Annotated in this window: 19 protein-coding genes, 1 tRNA gene and 1 pseudogene; 13 read left to right on the top strand and 8 right to left on the bottom strand. The window is 72.6% G+C overall.

Features of this window, described 5'->3' with window-relative positions:
* Window positions 1–12: 12 nt before the first annotated feature.
* Window positions 13–1,848: a family 43 glycosylhydrolase gene (locus ABZY31_RS10055; RefSeq protein WP_356406985.1), complete on the top strand. Its 1,836-nt coding sequence runs from the start codon at window positions 13–15 to the stop codon at window positions 1,846–1,848.
* A 112-nt stretch (window positions 1,849–1,960) separates the two neighbouring features.
* Window positions 1,961–4,696, top strand: coding sequence for a beta-L-arabinofuranosidase domain-containing protein (locus tag ABZY31_RS10050; RefSeq protein ID WP_356406982.1), 2,736 nt, complete (start codon window positions 1,961–1,963; stop codon window positions 4,694–4,696).
* Window positions 4,697–4,744: 48 nt separating this feature from the next.
* Here the strand turns inward: ABZY31_RS10050 and araA are convergent, their stop codons facing one another.
* Both araA and araB read right to left on the bottom strand, forming a co-directional pair.
* A complete protein-coding gene (gene araA, locus ABZY31_RS10045; RefSeq protein WP_356406979.1) occupies window positions 4,745–6,256 on the bottom strand; it encodes an L-arabinose isomerase in 1,512 nt (503 codons plus the stop codon).
* An 81-nt stretch (window positions 6,257–6,337) separates the two neighbouring features.
* A complete protein-coding gene (gene araB / locus ABZY31_RS10040) occupies window positions 6,338–8,032 on the bottom strand; it encodes a ribulokinase (protein WP_356406976.1) in 1,695 nt (564 codons plus the stop codon).
* 652 nt (window positions 8,033–8,684) lie between these two features.
* Between araB and ABZY31_RS10035 the strand changes: the two genes are divergently transcribed.
* The 5 genes from ABZY31_RS10035 to ABZY31_RS10015 all read left to right on the top strand — a co-directional run bounded on the left by ABZY31_RS10035 (window position 8,685) and on the right by ABZY31_RS10015 (window position 14,737).
* Window positions 8,685–9,683 carry an ABC transporter substrate-binding protein gene (locus ABZY31_RS10035; RefSeq protein ID WP_356406973.1) on the top strand — a complete coding sequence of 333 codons (999 nt, stop codon included), beginning with the start codon at window positions 8,685–8,687 and terminating at the stop codon, window positions 9,681–9,683.
* 94 nt (window positions 9,684–9,777) lie between these two features.
* The gene (locus ABZY31_RS10030) at window positions 9,778–11,337 is read left to right on the top strand and encodes a sugar ABC transporter ATP-binding protein (RefSeq protein ID WP_356406970.1); all 1,560 of its coding nucleotides are present in this window, start codon (window positions 9,778–9,780) and stop codon (window positions 11,335–11,337) included.
* On the top strand, window positions 11,334–12,434 hold the full coding sequence (locus ABZY31_RS10025; RefSeq protein WP_356406968.1) for an ABC transporter permease: 1,101 nt from the start codon (window positions 11,334–11,336) through the stop codon (window positions 12,432–12,434). The genes ABZY31_RS10030 and ABZY31_RS10025 overlap by 4 nt, the downstream gene beginning before the upstream one ends.
* Complete coding sequence (gene yjfF / locus ABZY31_RS10020; protein ID WP_356406965.1) at window positions 12,431–13,453, top strand: galactofuranose ABC transporter, permease protein YjfF; 1,023 nt, start codon at window positions 12,431–12,433, stop codon at window positions 13,451–13,453. Before ABZY31_RS10025 ends, yjfF begins: the two co-directional genes overlap by 4 nt.
* A gap of 111 nt (window positions 13,454–13,564) precedes the next feature.
* Window positions 13,565–14,737, top strand: coding sequence for an aldose epimerase family protein (locus ABZY31_RS10015; protein WP_356406962.1), 1,173 nt, complete (start codon window positions 13,565–13,567; stop codon window positions 14,735–14,737).
* Between the two features lie 100 nt (window positions 14,738–14,837).
* Here the strand turns inward: ABZY31_RS10015 and ABZY31_RS10010 are convergent, their stop codons facing one another.
* Window positions 14,838–15,896, bottom strand: coding sequence for a LacI family DNA-binding transcriptional regulator (locus tag ABZY31_RS10010; RefSeq protein WP_356406959.1), 1,059 nt, complete (start codon window positions 15,894–15,896; stop codon window positions 14,838–14,840).
* A 351-nt stretch (window positions 15,897–16,247) separates the two neighbouring features.
* Here ABZY31_RS10010 and araD point away from each other — a divergent pair, with 351 nt between their 5' ends.
* The 4 genes from araD to ABZY31_RS09990 all read left to right on the top strand — a co-directional run bounded on the left by araD (window position 16,248) and on the right by ABZY31_RS09990 (window position 19,749).
* Window positions 16,248–16,985, top strand: a complete 738-nt coding sequence (araD, locus tag ABZY31_RS10005; RefSeq protein ID WP_356406956.1) for an L-ribulose-5-phosphate 4-epimerase AraD — start codon at window positions 16,248–16,250, stop codon at window positions 16,983–16,985.
* Between the two features lie 129 nt (window positions 16,986–17,114).
* Window positions 17,115–17,747: a pyridoxamine 5'-phosphate oxidase family protein gene (locus tag ABZY31_RS10000; RefSeq protein WP_356406953.1), complete on the top strand. Its 633-nt coding sequence runs from the start codon at window positions 17,115–17,117 to the stop codon at window positions 17,745–17,747.
* 185 nt (window positions 17,748–17,932) lie between these two features.
* Complete coding sequence (locus ABZY31_RS09995) at window positions 17,933–19,126, top strand: serine hydrolase domain-containing protein (protein WP_356406950.1); 1,194 nt, start codon at window positions 17,933–17,935, stop codon at window positions 19,124–19,126.
* A gap of 104 nt (window positions 19,127–19,230) precedes the next feature.
* Complete coding sequence (locus ABZY31_RS09990; RefSeq protein WP_356406947.1) at window positions 19,231–19,749, top strand: hypothetical protein; 519 nt, start codon at window positions 19,231–19,233, stop codon at window positions 19,747–19,749.
* Window positions 19,750–19,782: 33 nt separating this feature from the next.
* Here the strand turns inward: ABZY31_RS09990 and ABZY31_RS09985 are convergent, their stop codons facing one another.
* On the bottom strand, window positions 19,783–20,403 hold the full coding sequence (locus ABZY31_RS09985; RefSeq protein ID WP_356406944.1) for a nucleoside/nucleotide kinase family protein: 621 nt from the start codon (window positions 20,401–20,403) through the stop codon (window positions 19,783–19,785).
* Window positions 20,404–20,407: 4 nt separating this feature from the next.
* Window positions 20,408–21,142: an aspartate/glutamate racemase family protein gene (locus ABZY31_RS09980; protein WP_356407282.1), complete on the bottom strand. Its 735-nt coding sequence runs from the start codon at window positions 21,140–21,142 to the stop codon at window positions 20,408–20,410.
* A gap of 151 nt (window positions 21,143–21,293) precedes the next feature.
* Here ABZY31_RS09980 and ABZY31_RS09975 point away from each other — a divergent pair.
* Window positions 21,294–22,118: pseudogene (locus ABZY31_RS09975) on the top strand (methyltransferase domain-containing protein).
* Window positions 22,119–22,127: 9 nt separating this feature from the next.
* On the opposite strand, the gene ABZY31_RS09970 reads toward ABZY31_RS09975, so the two are convergent.
* The gene (locus ABZY31_RS09970) at window positions 22,128–22,751 is read right to left on the bottom strand and encodes a GPP34 family phosphoprotein (protein WP_356406941.1); all 624 of its coding nucleotides are present in this window, start codon (window positions 22,749–22,751) and stop codon (window positions 22,128–22,130) included.
* Window positions 22,752–22,934: 183 nt separating this feature from the next.
* Here ABZY31_RS09970 and ABZY31_RS09965 point away from each other — a divergent pair.
* Window positions 22,935–23,009, top strand: a tRNA-Trp gene (locus ABZY31_RS09965).
* Window positions 23,010–23,068: 59 nt separating this feature from the next.
* Here ABZY31_RS09965 and ABZY31_RS09960 read toward each other — a convergent pair.
* Entirely contained in the window at window positions 23,069–23,614 is a 546-nt protein-coding gene (locus ABZY31_RS09960) for a DUF4396 domain-containing protein (protein ID WP_356406938.1), read from the bottom strand.
* Between the two features lie 95 nt (window positions 23,615–23,709).
* Entirely contained in the window at window positions 23,710–24,669 is a 960-nt protein-coding gene (gene bla / locus ABZY31_RS09955) for a class A beta-lactamase (RefSeq protein ID WP_356406935.1), read from the bottom strand.
* Window positions 24,670–24,682 lie beyond the last annotated feature (13 nt).

Raw genomic sequence — 24,682 nt, 5'->3', positions numbered from 1 at the left:
AGGGCCCCCACCGTGACATTCGCACGTCAGCGGTCGTCGAAACGCGTCCTCGTCCTGGCGATGAGCCTTCTGTGCATGCTGGCGTTCCTTCCGGCCGCCGCCCGGGCGGACAACCCGGTCGTGCAGCACATCTACACCGCCGACCCGGCGCCGCTGGTCTACAACGGCCGGGTCTACCTGTACACCGGACACGATGAGGACAATGCCGCGCCGACGTCCTTCACCATGCGCGATTGGCGGGTGTCGTCCTCGTCGGACATGGTGAACTGGACCGATCACGGCTCGCCGATGAGCCTGGCGACCTTCAGCTGGGCCGGCTCGGACGCCTGGGCGGGACAGGTCGTCCAGCGCAACGGAAAGTTCTACTGGTACGTGCCGGTGCGCATGTCCAACGGATCGCAGGCCATCGGAGTCGGGGTCTCGGACAGCCCGATCGGGCCGTTCCACGACGCGATCGGCGGTCCACTGATCCAGAACTCCGAAATCGATCCCACCGTCTTCATCGACGACGACGGCCAGGCCTACCTCTATTACGGCAATCCGAATCTGTGGTACGTGCGGCTCAACGCCGACATGATCTCGTACTCCGGCAGCCCGGCACAGATCCCGCTGACGACCGCGGGGTTCGGCACCCGCACGGGAGACGCGAACCGGCCCACCCTGTACGAGGAAGGCCCGTGGTTCCACAAGCGCAACGGCCTGTACTACATGGTGTTCGCGGCGAAATGCTGCTCCGAGTTCATCGCCTACTCCACCTCGCCCGGCCCGACCGGACCGTGGACGTATCGCGGCGCCATCATGCCCTCGCAGGGCGGCAGTTTCACCAACCACGCCGGTGTCGTCGACTTCAACGGCGGCTCGTACTTCTTCTACCACAACGGCGCGCTGCCGGGCGGCGGCGGATTCACCCGGTCGGTCGCGGTGGAGAAATTCAGCTACAACGCCGACGGCACCATTCCCACGATCAACATGACGACGGCCGGAGCGCCGCAGACCGGCACGCTCGATCCCTACGTCCGCCAGGAAGCCGAGACCATCGCCTGGGGCAGCGGCATCGAAACCGAACCCTCCAGCGAGGGCGGGATGAACGTCAGCTGGATCGAGAACGGCGACTACATCAAGGTCAAGGGCGCGGCATTCGGCGCCGGGGCCGGCTCGTTCACGGCCAGGACGGCCTCGAACACCAGCGGCGGCCGCATCGAGCTGCACCTGGACAGTCCCACCGGGCCGACGGTCGGGACGTGCACTGCGGCGGGCACCGGAGGCTGGCAGACCTGGAGCACGGTCTCGTGCCCCGTCACCGGCGCGACCGGGACGCACGATCTGTACCTGCGCTTCGCCGGTGGCAGCGGGTTCCTGTTCAACGTGGACTGGTGGCAGTTCTCCGGCAGTCGGCCCGCCTTCTCGTCAACCGTCGTCGCACAGCACAGCGGGTACTGCCTGGACGACCCGGACCAGGGCACCGCCGACGGCGCCCAGTACCGGCAGTACACCTGCGGCGCCGGTGAGGAACAGCGGTTCGACTTCCGCCCGGTGACAGGGGTGGCGGACACCTACTCCCTGGTGAACCGCCACAGCGGCAAGTGCCTTGACGTCCGCGGCGTCTCCACCGCCGACGGCGCGGCGGTCCACCAGTGGACCTGCCACGGCGGCACGAGCCAGCAGTTCACGCTGCGGCAGGCCGCCGCCAACGACTACCAGCTCGTCGCGGTGCACAGCGGCAAGTGCGTGGACGTCAGCGGGATCTCCACCGCCGCCGGAGCACTGGTCCACCAGTGGACCTGTGACCCCGCCAGTGCCCTGGCCACCAAGAAGAACCAGGTCTGGCGCCTGTCCGGCAAGAGCTGAACCGCCCCGGGGGGCGGGCTGGGCAGGCAACCTGTCGCCTGCCCAGCCCGCCCCCCGGGCCACCGCCTCCTTCCCCCGCACCCGTCCTCCCTCACGGACCATGGAGCCCGCCATGCCGACCCACCCCTTCAGCCGCCGCGCCGTGATCAAGGCGACCGGCGCCGCGGCCGTGGCCGCTGCCGCCGGACCCGCCCTCGGCTCCGCGCCGGCCTCCGCCGCCGCCGCGGCGCAGACGCCCCCGCTCAGGTCCGACGTCGGAGTGTCGACGCTCCCGTTCGACCTGGGCCAGGTCCGGCTCACCGGCAGCCGGTGGCTCGACAATCAGAACCGCACCCTGGCCTACCTCCGCTTCGTCGACGTCGACCGCCTCCTGTACAACTTCCGCTCCAACCACCGACTTTCCACCAACGCCGCGGCTCCGACCGGAGGCTGGGACGACCCGGCGTTCCCCTTCCGCACCCACGTGCAGGGCCACTTCCTCACGGCATGGGCGCAGGCCTATGCCGCGGTCGGGGACACCAGCTGCCGGGACAAGGCCGAACGCATGGTGGCCGAGCTCGCCAAGTGCCAGGCCAACAACGCCACCGCGGGCTTCTCGGCCGGCTACCTGTCGGGCTTTCCCGAGAAGGACTTCACCGCTCTCGAAGCAGGGACGCTGAACAACGGCAACGTTCCCTACTACTGCGTCCACAAGACCATGGCCGGTCTGCTCGACGTGTGGCGCCTCATCGGCAGCACCCAGGCGCGCGACGTGCTCCTCGCGCTCGCCGGCTGGGTCGACCGGCGCACCGCACCGCTCAGCCGCGCCACCATGCAGGCCTGCCTGGGCGTCGAGTTCGGCGGCATGAACGAGGTGCTCGCGGACCTCTACCAGCAGACCGGCGACGCCCGCTGGCTGACCACCGCCCAGCGGTTCGACCACGCCGCGGTCTTCGACCCGCTCGCCGCGAACCAGGACCGGCTGGACGGCCTGCACGCCAACACCCAGGTGCCCAAGTGGATCGGCGCCGTCCGCACGTACAAGGCCACCGGGACGACCCGCTACCGCGACATCGCCGCCAACGCCTGGACGATCACCACCACGGCCCACACCTACGCCATCGGCGGCAACAGCCAGGCGGAGCACTTCCGGGCCCCGAACGCCCTCGCCGGCCACCTCGTACAGGACACCTGCGAGCTCTGCAACTCCTACAACATGCTGAAGCTGACCCGCGAGTTGTGGCAGCTCGCCCCCGACCGGGCGGCCTACTTCGACTTCTACGAGAAGACGCTGATCAACCATGTCGTCGGCGCCCAGAACCCGGCCGACCCGCACGGCCACGTCACCTACTTCACCCCCCTCAACCCGGGCGGCCGCCGCGGCGTGGGACCGGCGTGGGGCGGCGGCACCTGGAGCACCGACTACGGCACGTTCTGGTGCTGCCAGGGGACGGGCATCGAGTCACACACCAAGCTGATGGATTCCGTCTACTTCCACGACGGCACCACGCTCACCGTGAACCTCTTCCTCCCCTCCGTCCTGGACTGGACCCAGCGGGGCATCACGGTGACCCAGACCACCGCGTACCCGGCCGACGACACCACGACGCTCAAGGTCACCGGCAGCGTCGGCGGGACCTGGTCCCTGCGCGTCCGCATCCCCGGATGGACCTCGCGCGCCGTCGTCAGCGTCAACGGCGTCGCCCAGAGCGTCACGGCCGACCCGGGCACCTACGCCACCCTCACCCGGTCCTGGGCCTCGGGCGACACCGTCACCGTGAAGCTCCCCATGCGCGTGGCCCTCCAGCCCGCCAACGACAACCCCGGCGTCGCGGCGGTCACCTACGGCCCCGCCGTCCTCGCCGGCAACTACGGCAGCGCCGCGCTGTCCGCCCTGCCGGCCCTGGACCCGTCCTCGGTCACCCGGACCAGTGGCACCGCCCTCGCCTTCACGGCCACCGCCAACGGCACGAAGGTCGATCTGGGCCCGTTCCACGACGCCCAGGGCTTCAACTACACCGTGTACTGGCGGACCGACAGCGCCGGCTTCCGGCTCGTCAACGCGGCCAGCGGACTCGTCCTCGGCATCCGGGACATGTCCACCGCCGACGGGGCCCTCGCCCTCCAGTGGAGCGACTCCGGCACCGCCGACCACAACTGGGTCCTGGTCGCCGACGGCGGCGCGCTGCGGCTGCGCAACCTCAACAGCGGCAAGGTCCTCGGCGTGCGGGACATGTCGACCGCCGACAACGCGCCGGTCCTCCAGTGGTCCGACACCGGCACCGCCGACCACCGGTGGACCGTCGTCGACGCGGGCAACGGCTACCACGCCCTGCGCAACGTCCACACCGGCAAGCTGCTCGGCATCGCGGGCGGCTCCACCGCGAACGGCGCCGCCGCCGTACAGGTCCCCGACACCGGCGCCGCCTCCGGCCAGTGGCAGTTCGTCCCCGACGGCGCCCGGCGCATCCAGAACGTCGCCAGCGGCAAGGTCCTCGGCGTGCGGGACATGTCCACGGCCGACGGAGGCCTCGCCGTCCAGTGGGACGACAACGGCACCGCCGACCACCTCTGGACGGCGGTGGTCGACACCGGCGGGTGGCTGCGCCTGCGCAACTCCCACAGCGGCAAGGTCCTCGCCGTGGAGAACGGCGCCACCACCAACGGCGCCCGCGTCGTGCAGTGGGCGGACAACGGCGCCGCCGACCACCGGTGGCGCCTGCGTCACGGCGGCGGCGACACCTTCAGGATCCAGTGCGCCGAGGGCGGCCGCGTCCTCGGTGTCGCCGGTGCCTCCACCGCCGCGGGAGCCCAGGGCGTCCTGTGGGACGACAACGGCACCGGCGACCACCTCTGGCGCTTCATCTGACCGGGCGCCGTGCCCCCTGAGGGGCACGGACCGACCGCGGACACCGGATCACAGGCCCTGTGCCAGCCGGTGGTACGCCTGGTTCCACCGCAGGTCGCGCCGGAACTGCTTCGGGGTGGTGCTCCCGTCGATGAGGAGCAGTTCCAGGCGCAGCATCTCCGCCAGGTCGTCGAGGTGGTCGGAGGTGAGGGCCGTGCTGAGGACGGTGTGGTGCGGCCCGCCCGCCGTCAGCCAGGACTCCGTGGACGTCCGCAGGTCGGGGTGCGGCCGCCAGACCGCGCGGGCGACGGGCAGGGCGGGCAGCGGGTGCGGGGGCGCCACCACGTCGATGTCGTTGGCGACCAGCCGGAACCGGTCGCCGAGGTCGGCGAGGCCGACCACCACGGCCGGGCCGGGGGCGGCGTCGAACACCAGGCGCACCGGGTCCTCCCGGCCGCCGATGCCGAGGGGGTGGATCTCGCAGCTGGGCCGGGCGGACGCGAGGGTGGGGCAGACCTCCAGCATGTGCGCGCCGAGGATCAGTTCGCTGCCGGGCGTCAGGTCGTAGGTGTAGTCCTCCATGAAGGAGGTGCCGCCGGGCAGGCCGGCCGCGGCGACCTTGAGGGCGCGCAGCAGCACGGCGGTCTTCCAGTCGCCCTCGCCGCCGAAACCGTACCCCTGGGCCATGAGCCGCTGGACCGCGAGGCCCGGGAGCTGGCGCAGGCCGCCCAGGTCCTCGAAGTTGGTGGTGAAGGCCCGGAAGCCGCCCGCCTCCAGGAAGGTGCGCAGACCGGCCTCGATGCGGGCCGCGTAGCGCAGCGCGTCGTGCCGCTCGCCTCCGGCGCGCAGCTCCGGCGCCAGCCGGTAGGAGTCCTCGTACTCCTTGACGAGGGCCGTCACCTCGGTCTCGTCCGCGCCGTCGACGACCTCCACGAGGTCGTTGACGCCGTAGGTGTTGACGGAGACGCCGAACCGCAGCTGGGCCTCGACCTTGTCGCCCTCGGTGACGGCGACGTCGCGCATGTTGTCGCCGAAGCGGGCGACCTTGAGGGCGGCCAGTTCGGACCGTGCGGCGGCCGCCCGCGCCCAGACCGCGACGCGCGCGGTCGTCACCGGATCGGTGACGTGGCCCGCCACGGTCTTGCGGGGCACGCCGAGCCGGGCCTGGATGTGCCCGAACTCCCGGTCGCCGTGGGCGGCTTGGTTGAGGTTCATGAAGTCCATGTCGATGGTGTCCCAGGGCAGGGCCACGTTCGACTGGGTGTGGAGGTGGAGCAACGGCTTGCGCAGCGCGTCGAGTCCGGCGATCCACATCTTGGCGGGGGAGAAGGTGTGCATCCAGGCGATGACGCCGACGCACCGGTCGTCGGCGTTCGCGTCGAGGCAGATCCGGCGGATCGCGTCGGCCTCGGTCAGTACGGGCTTCCACACCACGCGCGCGGGCAGCCCGGGGGCTTCGGCCAGCGTGCCGGCGATCCGCCGCGACTGGTCGGCGACCTGCTGCAGCGTCTCCTCCCCGTAGAGGCCTTGGCTGCCGGTGAGGAACCAGATCTCCCGGGTGGGCAGGGTGGGGCTGGACACATGGACTCCTGAAGGTCGGATCCCGCGACGGCCGTGAGGCGGCGGGCGGTTGGGGCGGCGGGGACGAAGGGCGGGGCGCGTTCAGCCCGCGGTGCGGGCCGCGTCGCGCACGGCGCGCAGGCGGTGCAGCAGACCGCCGTCGGCGAAGTGGTCGTGCAGGAGCCGGTATTCGGCGAAGAGGGCGTCGTACGCATCGGCCCGCGAGGCGTCGGGCCGGTACACGGCGGCGCCCCGGCGGCCCATGGACGCGGTGGCCGTGCGGACGTCGGCGTGGGCTCCGGCGGCTACGGCGGCGTGGATGGCCGACCCGAGCGCGGGGCCCTGTTCGGACGCGGCGAGGAAGACGGGGCGGCGCAGCACGTCGGCGTAGATCTGCATCAGCAGCTCGTTCTTGGCGAGTCCGCCGGCCACGATGAACTCGTGGACCGGCACCCCGCCGCTCTCCAGGGTCTCCACGATGACGCGGGTGCCGAACGCGGTGGCTTCGATCAGCGCGCGGTAGAGGTCCTCGGGGCGGGTCGCGAGGGTGAGGCCGACGACGACCCCGGAGAGGTGGTGGTCGACGAGGACCGAACGGTTGCCGTTCAGCCAGTCGAGTGCGACCAGCCCGTGTCCGCCGACGGGCTGGCCGGCGGCCTTGCGGGTCAACAGGGCGTGCAGGTCCTCGCCGTGCTCGGCGGCCTCGGCAAGGTAGTCCGCCGGAACCCCCTGGTCCAGTACCCAGGCGAAGATGTCGCCGACGGCGCTCTGGCCGGCCTCGTAGCCGTAGGTTCCCTCGACGATGCCGCCGGCCACGACGCCGCAGATGCCGGGAACGTCGGCGAGGACCGGGGCGTTCACGACGTGGCAGGTGGAGGTGCCCATGATGGCGAGCAGCTGCCCGTCCTCGACGGCCTGGGCCGCCGCCGCGGTGACGTGGGCGTCGACGTTGCCCGCGGCCACGGCGATGCCCGGGCGCAGCCCCGTCCAGGCGGCCGCCTCGGCGGTGAGCGAACCCACGCGCGAGCCCAGGGCGGAGAGCGGGAACGCGAGGCGCGTGTGCGCGAAGTCGGCGAACGCCGGGTTCAGCGCGGCCAGGTACTCCTCGCTCGGGTAGGCGCCGTCCTGGTGGATGCCCTTGTATCCGGCGGTGCAGGCGTTGCGGGACTCGGTGCCGGTGAGCTGCCACACGATCCAGTCGGCGGCCTCGATCCACCGCGCGCAGGTGTCGTAGACGAGCGGGTCCTCCTCCAGTACCTGGAGGGCCTTCGCGAACTGCCACTCGGCGGAGATCCGGCCGCCGTAGCGGGCGATCCACTTCTCGCCGCGCGCGTGGGCGAGTTCGTTGATGCGGTCGGCGTGCGACTGGGCCGCATGGTGCTTCCACAGCTTGGGCCAGGCGTGCGGCCGTCCGGCGAGCTCCGTCTCGGCGAGGGGAGTCCCGTCGGCCAGCGCGGGCAGGACGGTGCACGCGGTGAAGTCGGTGGCGATGCCGATCACGTCGGCCGGATCGATCCCGGCCCCCGACACGGCGTCCGGGACGGCGTGACGCAGGACGTCCCGCCAGTCCTCGGGGTGCTGCAGGGCCCAGTCCGGGGGCAGCTGCGCACCGCTGCCGGGCAGCTGCCGGTCGATGACGCCGTGCCGGTAGGGGTGGACCGCCGCGGCCAGTTCCTCACCGTCGCGCACCCGCACCACCACGGCGCGGCCCGACAGCGTGCCGAAGTCGACGCCGACCGTGTACTGCTCCGAGGGCTCGGAGTGCGGGGTGGGCGCGAGGGGGCGGGGTGACGTCAACGGAGTGCCTTTCGAAGGAGCCGCGGGGTGCCGGACGGGCCGACGGGCGGAGGCGGTCGCCGCCCCGTGATCCTGGGGCCGACCGGGGGTCCACCGTATTGTGAGCGCTAACAATGGCGTGAGGCAAGGGGTGCGGGCCGGTCACCTCCCGCCGTCTCTCCCGCGGCGGCTTTCGTATACGTCGCACAACCGGGGTCGGGTGCCGGTCGGCGCGACGCAGGGGGAGGTCCGGCGGGGCGCGCGGGTGGGCGAACGGCGAGCGGCCGGGCCCCGTCCCCGGCCACGCTCGACGCGGTAACAGACAGGTAACGCGCGCAAGGGGGTTGAGAACCAGGCTTGTTAGCGCTCACAATGCGACGGCGCCCCCTCCACAGGGGACCGAAACCCACCTCCCGTGGATCCCCATCCGAACTCCGGCGGCTCCGCGGCGACGCGACACGGCACGGCACGGCACGACACGGCACGACATGGCTCAGCGCGGCACGGCACACCACGGCGACACGACGGGATGCGACACGTCCCGTCACGCCGTGGAACGCCACGCCGCGCCGCCCCGCACCCCCCCCCGGCGCGCCACGCCGGGGCGTGACACCGCCCGGCACCCGGGCCCCGCGCCACCACCCCTTCCACACACCCCGAAAGGACACCCGACATGGCTCGCAGAGCAGTTCTCGTCCTCACCGCCACCCTCCTCGCCTCCTCCGCGCTGACCGCGTGCTCGACCGAGGGCCCCGCCTCCGGCTCCTCCCCGTCGGCCAAGGCGGGCGGCCACGGCCCGATCACGCTGGGCTTCGCCCAGGTCGGCGCGGAGAGCGGCTGGCGCACCGCCAACACCAAGTCCGTCCAGGACGCGGCGAAGAAGGCCGGGATCACCCTCAAGTTCTCCGACGCGCAGCAGAAGCAGGAGAACCAGATCAAGGCGATCCGCACCTTCATCCAGCAGAAGGTGGACGTCATCGCCTTCTCGCCGGTCGTGGAGTCCGGCTGGGACACCGTGCTGAAGGAGGCGAAGGACGCGGGCATCCCGGTCATCCTCACCGACCGCGCCGTCGACACCAAGGACACCTCCCTCTACAAGTCCTTCCTGGGCTCCGACTTCGTCAAGGAGGGCAAGTCCGCGGGCGAATGGCTGACCGGCGCCTACGCCAACCAGCAGGGCCCGGTCAACATCGTCGAGCTCCAGGGCACCACGGGCTCCGCCCCCGCGAACGACCGCAAGGCCGGCTTCGCCGACGCCATCCGCGCCGACGGCAAGTTCAAGATCGTCGCTTCGCAGACGGGCGACTTCACCCGCGCCAAGGGCAAGGAGGTCATGCAGGCCTTCCTGAAGTCCCAGAAGGACATCGACGTCCTCTACGCCCACAACGACGACATGGCCCTCGGCGCCATCCAGGCCATCGAGGAGTCCGGCAAGAAGCCCGGGACGGACATCAAGGTGATCTCGGTGGACGGGGTCAAGGACGCCTTCGTCGCGATGACCGAGGGCAAGATCAACGTCGTGGTGGAGTGCAACCCGCTGCTCGGCGACCAGCTCATGGAGCTGGCCAAGAAGGTCGCGGCGGGGGAGAGCGTGCCGGCCCGCGTCGAGACGCAGGAAGGCGTCTTCACCCAGGACAAGGCCGCCGCCGCGCTGCCGACCCGGAACTACTGACACGGCAGGTTCCGGCGCCGGATGAGGCCCGCTCAGGTGCCTCCCTCCGCCCTCCGGAGCCCGCTCCACCACCCCACCCACGAGAGGAGGGCGGATGGCATCCCCGTCCACCCCGCGGCCCGCGGACGCCGACGGCCCGCGGCCGGTCCTGGAAGCCCAGGGCATCCGCAAGCAGTTCCCGGGCGTGCTCGCCCTCGACGGAGTCGCGCTGCGGCTCTTCCCCGGCGAGGTGCACGCCCTGATGGGCGAGAACGGCGCCGGGAAGTCCACCTTGATCAAGGTGCTCACCGGCGTCCACCCCGCCGACGGCGGCACCCTCCTCGTCGACGGCCGGCCCCAGGCCTTCGCCGACCCGCTCCAGGCGCAGCAGGCCGGCATCAGCACCGTCTACCAGGAGGTCAACCTCTGCGCGAACATCTCGGTCGCGGAGAACATCCTCATCGGACGCGAACCGCGCCGGTTCGGCCTCGTCCACTGGTCCGCCGCGCGGCGGCGGGCGGCGGAGCTGCTGACGGAACTCGACCTCGACCTGGACGTCACCAGCCTGCTCGGCTCGCACTCCCTCGCGGTGCAGCAACTGGTCGCCATCGTCCGGGCGGTGGACGTCTCGGCGAAGGTGCTCGTACTGGACGAACCCACCTCCAGCCTGGACCGCGAGGAGGTCGCCCAGCTCTTCACCCTGGTGAGGCGCCTGCGCGACCGCGGGGTGGCCATCCTCTTCGTCACGCACTTCCTGGACCAGGTGTTCGACCTTTGCGACCGGGTCACCGTCCTGCGCAACGGCCGCCTGGAAGGCGAGTACCCCATCGGCGAACTCACGCCGGTGACGCTCGTACAGCGCATGATCGGCGGTGAACTGGCCACCCTCGACCAGCTGTCGGACCGCGCCCGCGCCACCGCGGTCGAACGGGCGGACGGCGAGCCGTTCCTGCGGGCCCGCCAACTGACCCGTACCGGCTCGATCGAACCGTACGACCTCGACATCCACGCCGGCGAGGTCATCGGACTGGCCGGCCTGCTGGGATCGGGGCGCACCGAAGTCGCGCGCCTCCTGTTCGGCGCGGACAGCGCCGACGCCGGAGACATCAGCATCGAGGGCAGGAAAGTCCTCCTGCGCACCCCCCGGCACGCCATCGCCCGGGGCATCGCCTTCTGCTCCGAGAACCGCAAGTCCGAGGGGCTGGTGGGCGAGCTCACGGTCCGCGAGAACATCGTCCTCGCCCTCCAGGCCGCCCGCGGCTGGACCCGGCCGCTGGCCCGCGCCACCCAGGACGAACTGGCGCGGCACTGGATCGAGGCGCTGGACATCCGCCCCACCGACCCGGAGGCGCAGGTGCGCCACCTCAGCGGCGGCAACCAGCAGAAGGTGCTCCTCGCACGGTGGCTGCTGACCGAGCCCCGGCTCCTGATCCTCGACGAACCCACCCGCGGCATCGACATCGGGGCCAAGGCGGAGATCCAGAAGCTCGTGGCCCGGCTGGCCGCCGAGGGCACCGCCGTGCTGTTCATCTCGGCGGAACTCGAAGAGGTCCTGCGGCTGAGCCACCGCATCGCCGTGCTCCGCGACCACCGCATGGTGGCCACCCTCACCAATGACGACAGCGTCACCCCCGAACGCCTCCTCACGACCATCGCCACGGGAGCGGACTCATGACCACCCAGCCCGCCAGGACCACGGCGCGCGGCGGAATCGGGAGGCGACTGGCCGGCCACCGCCTGCTGTGGCCCGCGCTCATCCTGCTCGCCCTGCTCCTCGGCAACCTCGCGTTCCACCACGACTTCTTCGCCGTCCGCGTACGCGACGGCCACCTCTACGGCAGCCTCGTCGACATCCTCCAGTTCGGCGCGCCCCTGACCCTGGTGGCGCTCGGCATGACCCTCGTCATCGCCACCCGGGGCATCGACCTCTCGGTGGGCTCCACCGTCGCCATCGCCGGCGCCCTCGCCTGCGGCCACCTCTCCACCGCCGCGCACCCCGGCAGCGTCACCACCGTCATGACGGCCGTCGCCCTCGCGCTCGGCGTCGCCCTCGTCCTGGGGCTCGCCAACGGCTTCCTGGTGTCGGGGCTCGGCGTGCAGCCCATCGTGGCCACCCTGATCCTCATGGTGGCGGGCCGCGGCGTGGCCCAGCTGATCACCGACGGCCAGATCGTCACGGTGACCAGCGCCCCCTACAAGATGATCGGCGGCGGCTACTGGCTGACCTTCCCCTTCGCCGTCCTGCTGGCCGCCGTCCTCGTCGCGCTCACCGCCTTCGTCACCCGCCGCAGCGCACTCGGCATGCTGATCGAGTCCGTGGGCGGCAACCCGGCCGCCAGCCGCCTCGTCGGCATCCGCGCCGGCGGCCTGCTCGCCCTGGTCTACGTCTTCAGCGCGCTGTGCGCAGCCGTCGCCGGGCTGATGATCAGCTCCAACGTCTCCAGCGCCGACGGCAACAACGCGGGACTGTGGATCGAACTCGACGCCATCCTCGCCGTCGTCGTCGGCGGCACCGCCCTGACCGGCGGCCGCTTCTCCCTCGGGGGCACCGTCCTCGGGGCCCTGATCATCCAGACCCTGTCCACGACGGTCTACACCCTCGGCGTCCCGCCCGAGACCACCCTCGTCTTCAAGGCCTTCGTCGTCATCGTCGTCTGCCTCGTACAGTCCCCGGTCTTCCGGGCCAAGGCCCTGCGCCGCCGCCGGACGACCACCGACCGTTCCCACACCACGGCGGGCGCCGCCCCGCAGCAGCAGGAGGTACGCGCATGAGCACCGGCATCGCGAGCGCCGCCGCGCATCTCACGCGCCCCTTCGCGGCCGTGTCCCCGCGCACCCGCACCCGGATCCCCCTGATCGTCACCGCCGTCCTGCTGGTCGTCATGTTCGGCGTCGGATCGGTGCGCTACGAGGGCTTCCTCTCCACGCAGGTCGTCCTCAACCTGCTGATCGACAACGGCTTCCTGCTGGTCGTCGCGGTCGGCGCGACCTTCGTCATCCTCACCGGCGGCATCGACCTGTCCGTCGGTTCCATGGTGGCCCTGTCGACCATGATCACGGCCTGGCTGGTCGAGTCGCACGGCTGGCCCCTGGTCACGGTCGTCCCCCTGGTCCTGCTGGTCGGCGCCACCAGCGGGGCGCTCATGGGCTGGATCATCCACACCTTCGAGATCCAGCCGTTCATCGTCACCCTGGCCGGCATGTTCCTGGCCCGCGGGCTCTGCTACACCATCAGCACCGAATCCATCACCATCAACGACCCCACCACGACCGCCATCGCGCAGACCCGGTTGTACGGCCCCGGGGGACTGTTCGTCTCCATCCCGGTGGTCATCGCCCTGGCCGTGCTGCTGGCCGCCTTCGTCGTCCTGCACCACACGCGCTTCGGCCGCACCGTGTACGCGCTGGGCGGCAACGAATCCTCGGCGCGCCTGATGGGCCTCCCGGCGGGCTCCACCAAGATCGCGGTGTACGCCGTCAGCGGTCTGTGCTCCGCACTCGGCGGCCTGCTGCTGACCTTCTACATGCTCTCCGGCTACGCCCTCCACGCGATGGGCATGGAACTCGACGCGATCGCCGCCACCGTGATCGGCGGCACCCTGCTGACCGGCGGATCCGGCTTCGTCCTGGGCACGGCGCTCGGCGTGCTCGTCCTCGGCACGATCCAGACCGTCGTCAACTTCCAGGGCACGCTCAGCTCCTGGTGGACCCGGATCGTCATCGGCGCCCTGCTGCTCGTGTTCATCGTCCTCCAGCGCTTGATGAGCGGACGCCGCCCCGCCGCCGACTGAACTCCGGGGCCTCCCGCGCCCGTCAGCCCGTACCACCGCGTCCGTGTGCCGCCGCGCCCCAGCCCGCCCCGGGCACGCCCTCCGGTGGACCTACCTCCAGGAAAAACCGCCATGGACCACGTACACGAACCCGCCGCCCGGGCCGCCGAGCCGGAGCCCGCGGAGCCCGCCGAACCGGAGCCCGCGGAGCCCGCCGAGCCCGCGGAGACCGCCACCCGTCCGCGGCCGGGCCGCGCCCCGCGCGCGGTCGCGGACGGGACGGGGGACACCTGGCGGTTCGGCTTCCCCGGCCGGGCCTGCGCGCAGGTGCACACGCGCGGCGCCCGGCTCCTCTCCCTGACCGTGCCGGACCGCTGGGGGCACACCGCCGACGTGGTGCTCGCACCCCGCGATCCTGCCGCCTTCGAGGGCCCCGCCCGCTACTTCGGCGCGACGGTGGGCCGGTACGCCAACCGCATCGCGCACGGCCGGCTCGTCATCGACGGCGTCACCCACCGGCTCGCCACCCAGCGCAGCGGGCACACGCTGCACGGCGGCCCCGACGGCTTCGACCAGCGCCTCTGGCGGTGCGAGCCCTTCCACTCCGCGCACCGCACCGGTGTCCGCCTGTTCCTTCACAGCCCCGACGGCGACCAGGGGTTCCCCGGCGCCCTGAACGTCCGCGTCACCTACACGCTGGACCGGCAGGACAACCTGACGCTGTCGTACCAGGCGGTCGCCGACGCGCCGACGATCGTCAACCTCACCCACCACAGCTACTGGAACCTCGAAGGGGAGGGGCGCGGCAACGTCCTGTCCCACCAGCTCCAGGTGGAGGCGCCCCTCTACACCCCCGTGGACGCGGAGTTGATCCCCGACGGAGCCCACCGCCCGGTCAGCGGGACCCCGTTCGACCTCCGCCGGCCCCGGCGGCTCAGCGACGTCCTGACCGAGACGGACGCGCAACTGGCGCTGGCCGGAGGCGGGTTCGACCACAACTGGGTCCTCGACGCAGCCCGGCGGATCCGCCCCCGCAAGGCCGCCGTACTGTACGCCCCCGCCTCCGGCCGCCGCATGGAGGTGCACACCACGGAGCCGGGCCTCCAGGTCTACACCGCCCAGGGCCTGACCGGTGACATCACGGGTAAGGGGGGCGGGGCGTACCGCGCCTACGCGGGAGTCGCGCTGGAGACCCAGCACTTCCCCGACTCCCCGAACCGCCCCGACTACCCGGCGGTCCTCCTGCGCCCGGGCGAGGTGTACCGCTCCACCACGATCCACGGCTTCAGCACGGTGGCCGCGTAGGGCATCCACCAGGGCCGGGACGCAGGGGCGCCGACCGCACGCGCGGTCGGCGCCCCGCCCGTTTGCCGGGCGGGGCCGGCGCTTGCCGGACGGGGCAGGGTCATTCGCCCCGGGGGAGGCTCCTGCGGGCCGTGCTGGCGCGCACGATCAGCTCGGGCGCCACCACCAGGTGCGTCGCTTCGTCGGTGCGGCCCTCGATGTGGTCCAGGAGCAGCCCGATGCTGTCGCGGCCGAGCGAGGCGAAGTCCTGACGGATGGTCGTCAGCGGGGGCGGGAAGAACTCCGCCTCGGGAATGTCGTCGAAACCGGCGACCGCCACGTCCTCCGGAGTGCGCAGGCCCGCTTCCCGCAGGGCCCGCAGGACACCGAGGGCCATCTGGTCGTTGGCGACGAACACCGCCGTGAGGCCCGCGGCCGCCCCGCGCGACGCCAGGAACCGCCCCGCGAGCTGCTGACCTGCCTGGTAGCCCGACAGCGGACTCCAGTCGCCGCGCAGCAGCGGCGGCACCTCGGCGCCGGCCTCCCGCAGGGCGTTCTCCCACCCGCGGGTGCGGCCCTCGCTCTCCAACCAGTCGGCAGGGCCCGCGACGTGCCACACGGTGGCGTGGCCCGAGGCGAGGAGGTGGTCCGTGATCATGCGGGCGCCGAGCTCCTGGTCCAGTGACACCCCCGGCAGGTCCAGGGTGTGGCCGCCCTCCACGGTGACCACCGGGCACGGCGCTTCGAGCGCCGCCAGGGCCCGTACCGCCTCGCGCTGGGGGGTGACGGCGACGATGCCCTCCACGCCCCACGCGGCGAGGTGCTGCATGGCTTCGGCGAGGGCCGTCCGGGTGGCGGTCCGCAGGGTGACGGCGGAGGTCAGGTAGCCGCGGTTCCGGGCCGCCTCCTGTACCCCGGTCAGGGTGCTGGCGGGCCCGTGGAGGGTGGTGTTCACCGCGATGACGCCGAGCGTGTGGGTACGCCGCGTGGCCAGGGCCCGGGCCGCCGAGTTGCGCCGGTAGCCCAGTTGCTCGATGACCTGCGTCACGGCGGCCCGGGTCTTGGCGCTGACGTTCGGGTGGTCGCTGAGCACCCGTGAAACGGTCTGGTGGGACACGCCGGCGACGCGCGCGACATCCGTCATCGTGGGCGCGCGCGTGACGTCCGGGAGCTGGGTCAACTCTCTGCCTTTCCTCGTCGGGCGGCCTTCCCTCACGGTACCGAACCGGCCGCCGCCCGGACACGCCCGGGACCGGCCCGGGGAACAGCTGCGGGCGGAGACGGGACGGATGATGTGGGCGCTCACATTATGCAGCGGCTCACGGCTTTCGTGGGCGAAAAATTTCGTCTGGCTCTTGAGATCTGTCCTTGTTAACGCTCACAATTCCTTGGGGGTCAGCCTGCGGTCGTCCCACCCCGGGCCCGCACGGCCCCACCCGATCGGTCCAGCCCACTCGTGCGCGAGTGCGGGCCCTGCGGCACGCAGGGCCCGTGAAGCCGCCGCGCACGTCGTAGAGACGGTGAGAGCGCAGTGAGCGAGTACAACCTCAAGGACCTCCGGCGCGAGGTCCTCGCGGCCAACCTGCGCATCCCGGAGGCCGGCCTGGCCACCCTCACCTGGGGAAACGTCAGCGGAGTCGACCGGGACGCGGGCGTCTTCGTCATCAAGCCCTCGGGGGTCTCCTACGCCGACCTCACCGAGGAGGACCTGGTGGTCGTGGCGCTGGAGGACGGGCGGGTGGTCGACGGGCACCTGCGGCCCTCCACCGACACCGAGACCCACCGGTGCCTCTACCGGGCCTTCCCCGCCATCGGCGGCGTCACCCACACGCACTCGACGCACGCCGTCGCCTTCGCCCAGGCGCGCCGGCCCATCCCGGTGCTCGGCACGACGCACGCCGACACCTTCAACGGACCCGTCCCCGTCACGGCGGACCTCACCGCCGAACAGTGCGCGCGGGACTACGAGTACAACACCGGTCAGGTGATCGTCGCCCGGCTCGACGGCGACCCCCGGCGGGCCGACGAGGTCCCCGGCGCGCTGGTCTCCCGGCACGGCCCCTTCACCTGGGGCGCCACCGCGAAGGCGGCGCTGGAGAACGCCATCGTCTGCGAGGCCGTGGCGGAGATGGCGCTGCACACCCTGGCGCTCGGGTCCCGCCTCGGGGAAGCCTCCGAACCGCCGCAGCACCTGCTGGACCGCCACTTCACCCGCAAGCACGGACCGGACGCCTACTACGGCAACACCCCCCGTACCGCGGGCGCCTGAGCCCCCGCCCGCCCCCGGCGGCCGTCGCGCCGGGTGATCGCCGTCACCATCCGGGGCCACCCTCCGGAGGTCCGTGGCATAGTCGCGGCGAGGCGGCGGTCCGGCCGCGCGACCAGACGGGGGCGGGCAGTGAACACAGAGGCGTACGAGGAGATCGGCACCGAGGAGGAGCTGCGCGAACTGCTCGGCGAACCCACCCCCACCGCCCTCGCCAAGGACCGCCAGACCCTCCACGACCACCACAGGCAGTGGCTCGCGCGGTCCCCGCTCTGCCTGATCTCCACCTCCGCCGCCGACGGAACCTGCGACGTCTCGCCCAAGGGTGACCCGGCCGGCTTCGCCAAGGTCCTCGACGACACCACCCTCGTGATCCCCGACCGCCCCGGCAACCGCCGCGCGGACAGCTATCTCAACGTCCTCACCAACCCGCACGTCGGTCTGCTCTTCCTGATCCCGGGCCGCGGCGACACCCTCCGGATCAACGGCCGGGCGCGGCTGCTGCGCGACGCGCCGTTCTTCGACGACCTGACCGTCAAGGGCCACCGCCCCTCGCTCGCCCTCCTCGTCGAGGTCGAGCAGGCCTACTTCCACTGCTCCCGGGCCTTCGTGCGCTCCGCCCTGTGGAAGCCGGAGACCTGGAACCCCGACGCCGCCCCCTCCCGGGCCCGCATCTCGAAGAGCCTGGAGCGGGCGGAAGAGCCGCTGGAAGAGCTGGAGCGCTACTACGGGCCCTCCTACGACGAGAAGAACATGTACATCTGATCGCGGGGAGTGCGGGGGAGTGCGGGGGAGCGCGGCGGCTCGGTGCGCCACGGACGGCCGCCAGGGCCGGCCGCCGGGGGCCGGACGGGCCACGGCCGGGCGGTGCGCGGACGTGTCGCCGCCGGCGACGGCGGGCCTGCTGCCATGGTGGGCCACCGCGCTCGTCTTCCCCGGGAGGTACCTCCGTGTCCCGACGCCCGTACGGCCCCGCACGCCGGATCCGCTCGTCGCTGCGCCTCGCCGCGGCCGTCGCCGTGTGCGGCGCCGTGCTCGCCACCTCGGTGCAGTCCGCACAGGCCGGAGCGGACCGCAACCCGCCGCCGGGCACCTCCCTCCACCAGGAGCTGCGGGAGCTGGTGAACAGGACCGACGGGCCCCCCGGGGTCATCGCGGTCCTGCGCGACGGCGACCGTACGCGGGTCTACCGGGCGGGCGTGGCCGACATCGACAGCGGCCGTCCGCCGAGGGCGACGGACCACATGCGCATCGCGAGCGTCGCCAAGGCGTTCACCGGAGCGGTGGCCCTGCGGCTCGTCGACCGCGGACGGCTGCGCCTGGAGACCACGATCGGTGAGGTACTGCCCGGACAGCCCGCCGCGTGGCGCGAGGTGACCCTGCGTCAACTGCTGAACCACACCAGCGGGTTGCCCGACTACTCCGCGTCCCCGGAGTTCATCGGCACCATCTCCGCGGACCCGCGCCACCACTTCGAGTCGCGGCACCTGCTGGACTTCGTCTCCGACCAGGACCTCGCGTTCCGGCCGGGCAGCCGCTACCAGTACTCCAACTCCGACAACATCGCCGTCGCCCTCATGGCCGAGGCCGCCACCGGCCGCCGGTACGAGGAGCTGCTGCGCGAACTCGTCTACGCGCCGCTGGGCATGGAGTCCACGAGCCTGCCCCAGGGCTACCGGCTGCCCGAGCCCTTCCTCCACGGTTACCAGATCGACCCGCAGGAAGGCCCCGTCGACGTCAGCGAGGCCGTGAGCGCCTCGGGCGCCTGGGCGGCCGGGGGCATCGTCTCGACGCCGAAGGACCTGACCGCGTTCATCCGGGGCTACGCGGGCGGCGCGCTCGTCCCGGAGCCCACCCGGCGCCGGCAGTTCACGTTCCTCCCCGGCGCGGCGTCCCAGCCCCCCGGCCCCGGCCGAAACGACGCGGGCCTGGCGATCTACCGGTACACCACGCGCTGCGGAGCGGTGTACGGGCACACCGGCAACACGGCCGGGTACACGCAACTGGTCGCGGCCACCGCGGACGGCCGGCGCTCGCTCACCTTCTCGATCACCACCCAGACCTCCCTCACCGTCAGCCCCGGCCTGCTGGCCCGCGTCCGGGAGGTCCAGGAGGACTTCGTCTGCGCCCTGCTGCGCCCGTGACCCCGCCAGCGGGTGCGCGGCCCGCGCCCATGGGGGAAGCTGAGGTGAGCGGTGAGCAGGGCGCTGAGCAGAGCGCTGAGCAGAGCGGCGAGGAGGGCGTGGGCGTGAACGTTTCCGCAGTCGGTCGCGCGGCACGGGCCTCCCGGCACGGGATGTGGACGGCCACCCTGCTGTGCACGGCGGCGGCCGTGACGGCCGCGGTGATCCCGGCCTCCGCCCACCCCGGCGCAGCGCCGTCGGCCCGCCCCGGCGGCACGCTGTCGGCCCCGCGCCTGGATCCCCCGGACCCCGTCGTGGTCGTCGACTGCTTCTCACAGGCCCGGATGCGCCCCCAGGAGTACCTCCTGGCCTGCGGGGACGGCAACAACCGCCTCGTCTCGCTCCGCTGGGACAGCTGGGGGTCCAAGACGGCGACGGCCACCGGCACCGACATGGTGAACGACTGCCGCCCGTACTGCGCCGCCGGCCGTTTCCGCGCCTACCCCGTCACCGTGACCCTGAGCGATCCGCAGGCCTGGCCGGACCACCCCGACATCCGGCGCTTCACCACGATCCGGCTCCTCTACACCGACACCTCACCGGGCCCCGTCCCGAAGGACGTGAGCTACAAGCTCGTGTACTGAGCCCGTGGCCGCGGTGCGGTCGGCCGGGCAGCGTCAGCCCGGGTCCAGTACGAGATCCGCGCGGTCGCGGCCAAGGGCGACGAGCCGCGCGTTCGCCTCGTCCGAGCGGAGCACCCAGGCACGCGCCTGCGCCGGATCCCTGCCGTGTCGCACGTGCCGGTCGACCAGGCGCCCCACGCGCAGCGCCTCGTCGGGCGCCAGGTACCAGGCCTCGTCCAGCAGGGGCCGTACGGACCCCCAGCCGCCCGCGTCGTGCAGCAGGTAGTTTCCCTCGGTGATCACCAGCGGTACGGACGCCGCGACGGGCACGCTGCCCGCGATCGGCTGCTCCAGGCCGCGGTCGAAGGCGGGCGCGTACACGGTGGCTTCGCCGGGTGCGCGCAGTCGGCGCAGCAGGGCGACGTACCCGGCGACGTCGAAGGTGTCCGGAGCGCCCTTGCGGTCGGCGAGCCCGAGCCGCTCCAGTTCGCCCTGGGCGAGGTGGAAGCCGTCCATCGGGACGACCACGGCCGCGTCCGGCCCGAGCGCCTCGGCGAGCCGGGCGGCCAGGGTCGACTTCCCGGCCCCCGGCGGCCCGGCGATCCCGAGGATCCGCCGCCGGCCCGCGGCGACCAGCGGGCGCGCCCTCGTCACCAGGCCCGTCATCGTGTACATCCCGTCATCCTGCCCCACCTCCGGGCCGCGCGGCGGGCCCCGCCAGGACTCCCGCGAGGGCCGCGTCGACGGCCGCCTCGGCGTGCAGGCGGGCGGTGGGGAAGAGCGGCACGGAGCTGTCGCCGGAGCCGATGAGGAGTTCGATCTCGGTGCATCCGAGGACGACGCCCTCGGCGCCGCGGGCGACGAGGTCTTCGACGACCCGGCGGTAGGCGGCCCGCGAGGCTTCGCGCACGACGCCCCGGCACAGTTCCTCGTAGATCACCCGGTGCACGAGGGCGCGCCCCTCGGCGTCGGGGACGAGGACGTCGAGTTCGCGGGCGGCGAGGCGGCCCCGGTAGAAGTCCTCCTCCATGGTGAAGGCGGTGCCGAGCAGCCCCACCCGGCCGAGCCCGGCGGCGCGGACGGCGTCCGCGGTCGCGTCCGCGATGTGGAGCAGGGGGAGCGGGGTCGCGGCCTCGACGGAGTCCGCGACCTTGTGCATGGTGTTGGTGCAGATGAGGAGCAGATCGGCGCCGGCCGCCCGCAACGACCGGGCCGCGTCGGCCAGTAGGTCACCGGCCTCGGCCCAGCGGCCCTGGGTCTGCAACCGTTCGATCTCGACGAAGTCCATGGAGTGGATCAGGCACGGGGCGGAGTGCAGCCCGCCGAGCCGCTCGCGCGTCCGCTCGTTCAGGATCCGGTAGTACTCGGCGGTGGACTCCCAGCTCATCCCGCCGATCAGCCCGATCGTCTTCATGCCCGTGCGCGTTTCCATGTCCGGCTCCTCCCGCGTGCGATGTGACCGCCGATCATAAGCCCGGCTGAGGGTATGGGCGAAAACTATAAGGTTTCCTTTGGGGAGTCATGTGCTCCTCGGCCGGGGCGCGGAGCTCTGCCAGACTGGCCGGATGGGTGAGCGCGGCGCGGATCACGGCTGTCTCCTCGACAACCGGCAGTCGGAGGCGGGGATCCGGTTCGGCGCACTCGGTGAGCTGTTCGATCCGGTGACCTTCCGGCACGTCGACCGGCTCGGGATCACCCGCGGCATGCGGTGCTGGGAGGTCGGGGCCGGTGGGGCGTCCGTCCCCCTCGGGCTGGCCGAGCGGGTCGGTCCCACCGGGTCGGTGGTGGCCACCGGCATCGACGTGTCCTGGACGGGGCCGTCCGGGGAACGGGACATCGCCGGGGGCGTGGTCGAGGTGCTGCGCCACGACGTCGGAGCCGATCCGCCGCCGCCCGGCGGCTTCGACCTCGTGCACGCCCGGCTGGTCCTGGTGCACGTGGCCGACCGTGCCGAGGCGCTGCGCAGGATGGTGGCGGCCCTGCGCCCCGGCGGCCGGCTGCTCCTGGAGGACGCCGATCCGACCCGGGGCTACGGCCGCTGTTGTGCCCGGACGAGTCAGGCCCCGAACAGCGCCTCGCCAACCGGTTGCGCGCTGGCTTCCGGGCCCTGATGGCGGCGCGCGGCGCGGATCTCGCGTACGGGCGCACGCTGCCGAGGCTGCTGCCCGGGAGGCGGGCCTGGCGGAGGTGGGGGCCGACGCGTACTTCCCGATCACCTCGCCCGCCTGCGCCGTCCTGGAGGCCGCGACCGTACGGCAGATCCGCGGCCGTCTGGTGGCGGAGGGCTGGCCACGGACGAGGAGATCGACCGGCACCTGGCGAACGTCGCCGCCGGGCGCCTCGACCTGGCCACCGCCCCCATGACCTCCGCATGGGGCCGCCGCCCGTGATGCCGGGCGTCAACCGCCGCTGCCCCGCCAGATGTTGTCGAAGGCGGCGTCCTCGATGGACCGGCGCTGCCGGACGGCAGCCAGTTCCACCAGAGCGTCGTTGACGGTGGCCAGCACGGTCGCCACCGTGTCGTCGGCCGCCTCCGGGGAGGCGGAGTCCGCCGACCCCGCGCGGCGGGGCCGGACGCCCAGGGCCTGCGCCAGGCCGGCCAGGACGGGCTCGTCCGCCGCCCAGCGGTCCGCGGCCTGTCGGCGGACCGACGAGTCCACCAGCTCCGGCGGGCCGGCCCGGAAGGAGATGCCGCGCCGGGGCGGCCGTACGAGCTGGCCCTCGCCCTCCAGCTCGGCCCGGTAGGCCGCGGCCAGGCCACGGCCCCTGCGCCACAGCCAGTCGGCGACCGACTCGTAGGGGGCCTCGCGCACCAGCGCCCCGGCCGCCTCGCCCAGCAGCCGGTCGGCCACCGGGGGCGCGAGCCCCGGCACGAGCTGGTCGCCGTCTAGCCGTACGGCCTCGGCGGCGAGCAGGTCGATCAGCTCGGCCCCGGCGAGCGCGAGCGACAGATCGCCCTGTTCGACCGGGCGGCTCGTCTCGCTGTCGAGGGTGATGATCAGCAAGTCCCGCGGTGTGCTCACGAAGGGCCCCTTCCGGCCACGCAGGCGGTTTCCATGGTCGATTATGGATCGGCACACCCACGAAGCGAGCGCCCGCCGCCGACCGTTCGCATTTCGTCATGATTGGCCGACCGAGGGCGAACGGGGCGCCGGGCCCCGCGGGCGCGGCGGGGCTTTCGCGGTGCGGCGTAGGATGCGCCGGGCGGGACCGTAGCGCAGAGGTCGTCGCGCGCGGTCTCCAAAACCGCGAGGACGCCGGTTCGAATCCGGTCGGTTCCGCCCCTCTCGCCCCCCTCGCCGGGCTTGGGGAGGGGGGCGAATGGGGCGCGGTCGCTGGATCAGTGGGCGGGGCCGGGGTGGCCGTGGCCGTGGCCGTGCCCGGCGGTGTGGTGGGCGTGGACGACGGCGTGGCCCTTGCCGCGGGCGATCATCCACTTGTTGACCGGGGTCGTGAGCAGGAACGCGACGACGAAGCCGCCCAGCAGCGAGGTCCAGAACAGGACCTCGTCCAGATGCGCGTCCATCGCGCCGGGCACCAGGGCGATGATCCCGTTGTCGACGAGTTCCATCACGATGATGGAGACGGTGTCGGCGGCCAGCGCGACCTTGAGCGCGGACGTGAAGTCCAGCCCGGCCTTGCGGATCCCGAACAGGGTGAGGGAGTAGCCGAAGACGAAGGCCAGGACGATCGCCAGGATCATGGTGGACGCGTTGCCCCACCCGAGCGCGGTGCCGACGGCCATGCCGAGGATCTCGCCGATGGCGCATCCGGTGAGGCAGTGCAGCGTCGCCTGCGCGGCGGACGCCCAGGTCACCCGGGCCACCCCCTCGTGAACCGGCCCGCCGTGACCCGTGTGGTGTGTGCTGTGGTCCGTCATCGTCATCCCCGTCCTCTCGTTACGTGCCGTCCCGTGGCCGCGTTCCCGCGGTCTCCTGCCCCATAACGATATACCCCCAGGGGGTATTCCGAGAGGCCGGATCAGCCCAGGAGCGACGCGAGCAGGGTGGCGGTTTCGGCGATCAGGCGGTCGTCGGCCGGGCCGTCGGGCGCCTGGCGCGTCGTCAGGACGGAGATGACGAGGGGTGCGCGGTCCGGGGGCCAGGCGATGCCCACGTCGTTGCTGGTGCCGTACTTCCCGCCGCCGGTCTTCTCGGCGACGGCCCAGTCGGCGGGCAGGCCGGCCCGCAGTTTCGCGCTGCCCGTGGTGTTGGCCAGCAGCCAGCCGGTGAGCCGCTCGCGGTCCCCGTGCACGAGCGCGGTGCCCAGGGTGAGGCGCGCGTAACTCTGGCCGATGGCGTACGGCGTGGTCGTGTCGGTCGTGCGCCACGGTTCGGCCGAATTCAGTTCGGGTTCCCACCGGTCGAGGCGTGTGACCCCGTCGCCGATCGACCGGCAGAAACGCGTGACCGCGCCCGGTCCTCCCAGCTCGCGCAGGAGGAGGTTCGCAGCCGCGTTGTCGCTGTAACGCACGGCGACGGAGCACAGTTCCTCCACGGTCATGCCACCGGCGAGGTTCTCCGGCTTGCCGGTGACCGGCGCGTAGCCCGCGCTCGTGACGTCCTGCTCCGTGTACCGGATGCGCCGGGCCAGGAAGGCGCCGTCGCGATCGAGGTCGCGCAGGACGGCGGCGACCGCGAGGGTCTTGAAGACCGAGCAGAGGGGGAAGCGCTCGGTCGCGCGGTACCGCAGGCTCCGGCCGGTCGCGGTGTCGCACGCGTAGACCCCGAGGCGGGCGGAGTACCGCCGCTCCAGCGCCTCCAGCCGGTGGGAGAGCGCACCGGCGCCGTCGAGCGTGGAAGCGTACGCGCTGCCGCTCGCGGGCAGGCCCACGGCCAGCGCGGCTCCGGCTCCCCACGCGAGGGCCGTACGCCGGGACGGGGGCCTGGCCTCGCGGAGTTTCGGGGCGTTCGAAGGGTTGAAGGGGATCGAAGGGCTCAATGTGTCCACTCCT

Origin of the sequence: Streptomyces sp. NPDC006529 (assembly GCF_040611795.1) — a bacterium.
Lineage (GTDB): Bacteria > Actinomycetota > Actinomycetes > Streptomycetales > Streptomycetaceae > Streptomyces.
This window is presented reverse-complemented; position numbering and strand designations above follow the sequence as displayed.

What these genes read in the sequence shown, in the direction of transcription:
- ABZY31_RS10050 (WP_356406982.1), top strand. Translation starts at nt 1,961, where the DNA reads ATGCCGACCCACCCCTTCAGCCGCCGCGCCGTGATCAAGGCGACCGGC.
- ABZY31_RS10015 (WP_356406962.1), top strand. Translation starts at nt 13,565, where the DNA reads ATGGACCACGTACACGAACCCGCCGCCCGGGCCGCCGAGCCGGAGCCC.
- ABZY31_RS09985 (WP_356406944.1), bottom strand. Translation starts at nt 20,403, where the DNA reads ATGTACACGATGACGGGCCTGGTGACGAGGGCGCGCCCGCTGGTCGCC.
- ABZY31_RS10035 (WP_356406973.1), top strand. Translation starts at nt 8,685, where the DNA reads ATGGCTCGCAGAGCAGTTCTCGTCCTCACCGCCACCCTCCTCGCCTCC.
- ABZY31_RS09960 (WP_356406938.1), bottom strand. Translation starts at nt 23,614, where the DNA reads ATGACGATGACGGACCACAGCACACACCACACGGGTCACGGCGGGCCG.
- ABZY31_RS10030 (WP_356406970.1), top strand. Translation starts at nt 9,778, where the DNA reads ATGGCATCCCCGTCCACCCCGCGGCCCGCGGACGCCGACGGCCCGCGG.
- yjfF (WP_356406965.1), top strand. Translation starts at nt 12,431, where the DNA reads ATGAGCACCGGCATCGCGAGCGCCGCCGCGCATCTCACGCGCCCCTTC.
- ABZY31_RS09980 (WP_356407282.1), bottom strand. Translation starts at nt 21,142, where the DNA reads ATGAAGACGATCGGGCTGATCGGCGGGATGAGCTGGGAGTCCACCGCC.
- ABZY31_RS10025 (WP_356406968.1), top strand. Translation starts at nt 11,334, where the DNA reads ATGACCACCCAGCCCGCCAGGACCACGGCGCGCGGCGGAATCGGGAGG.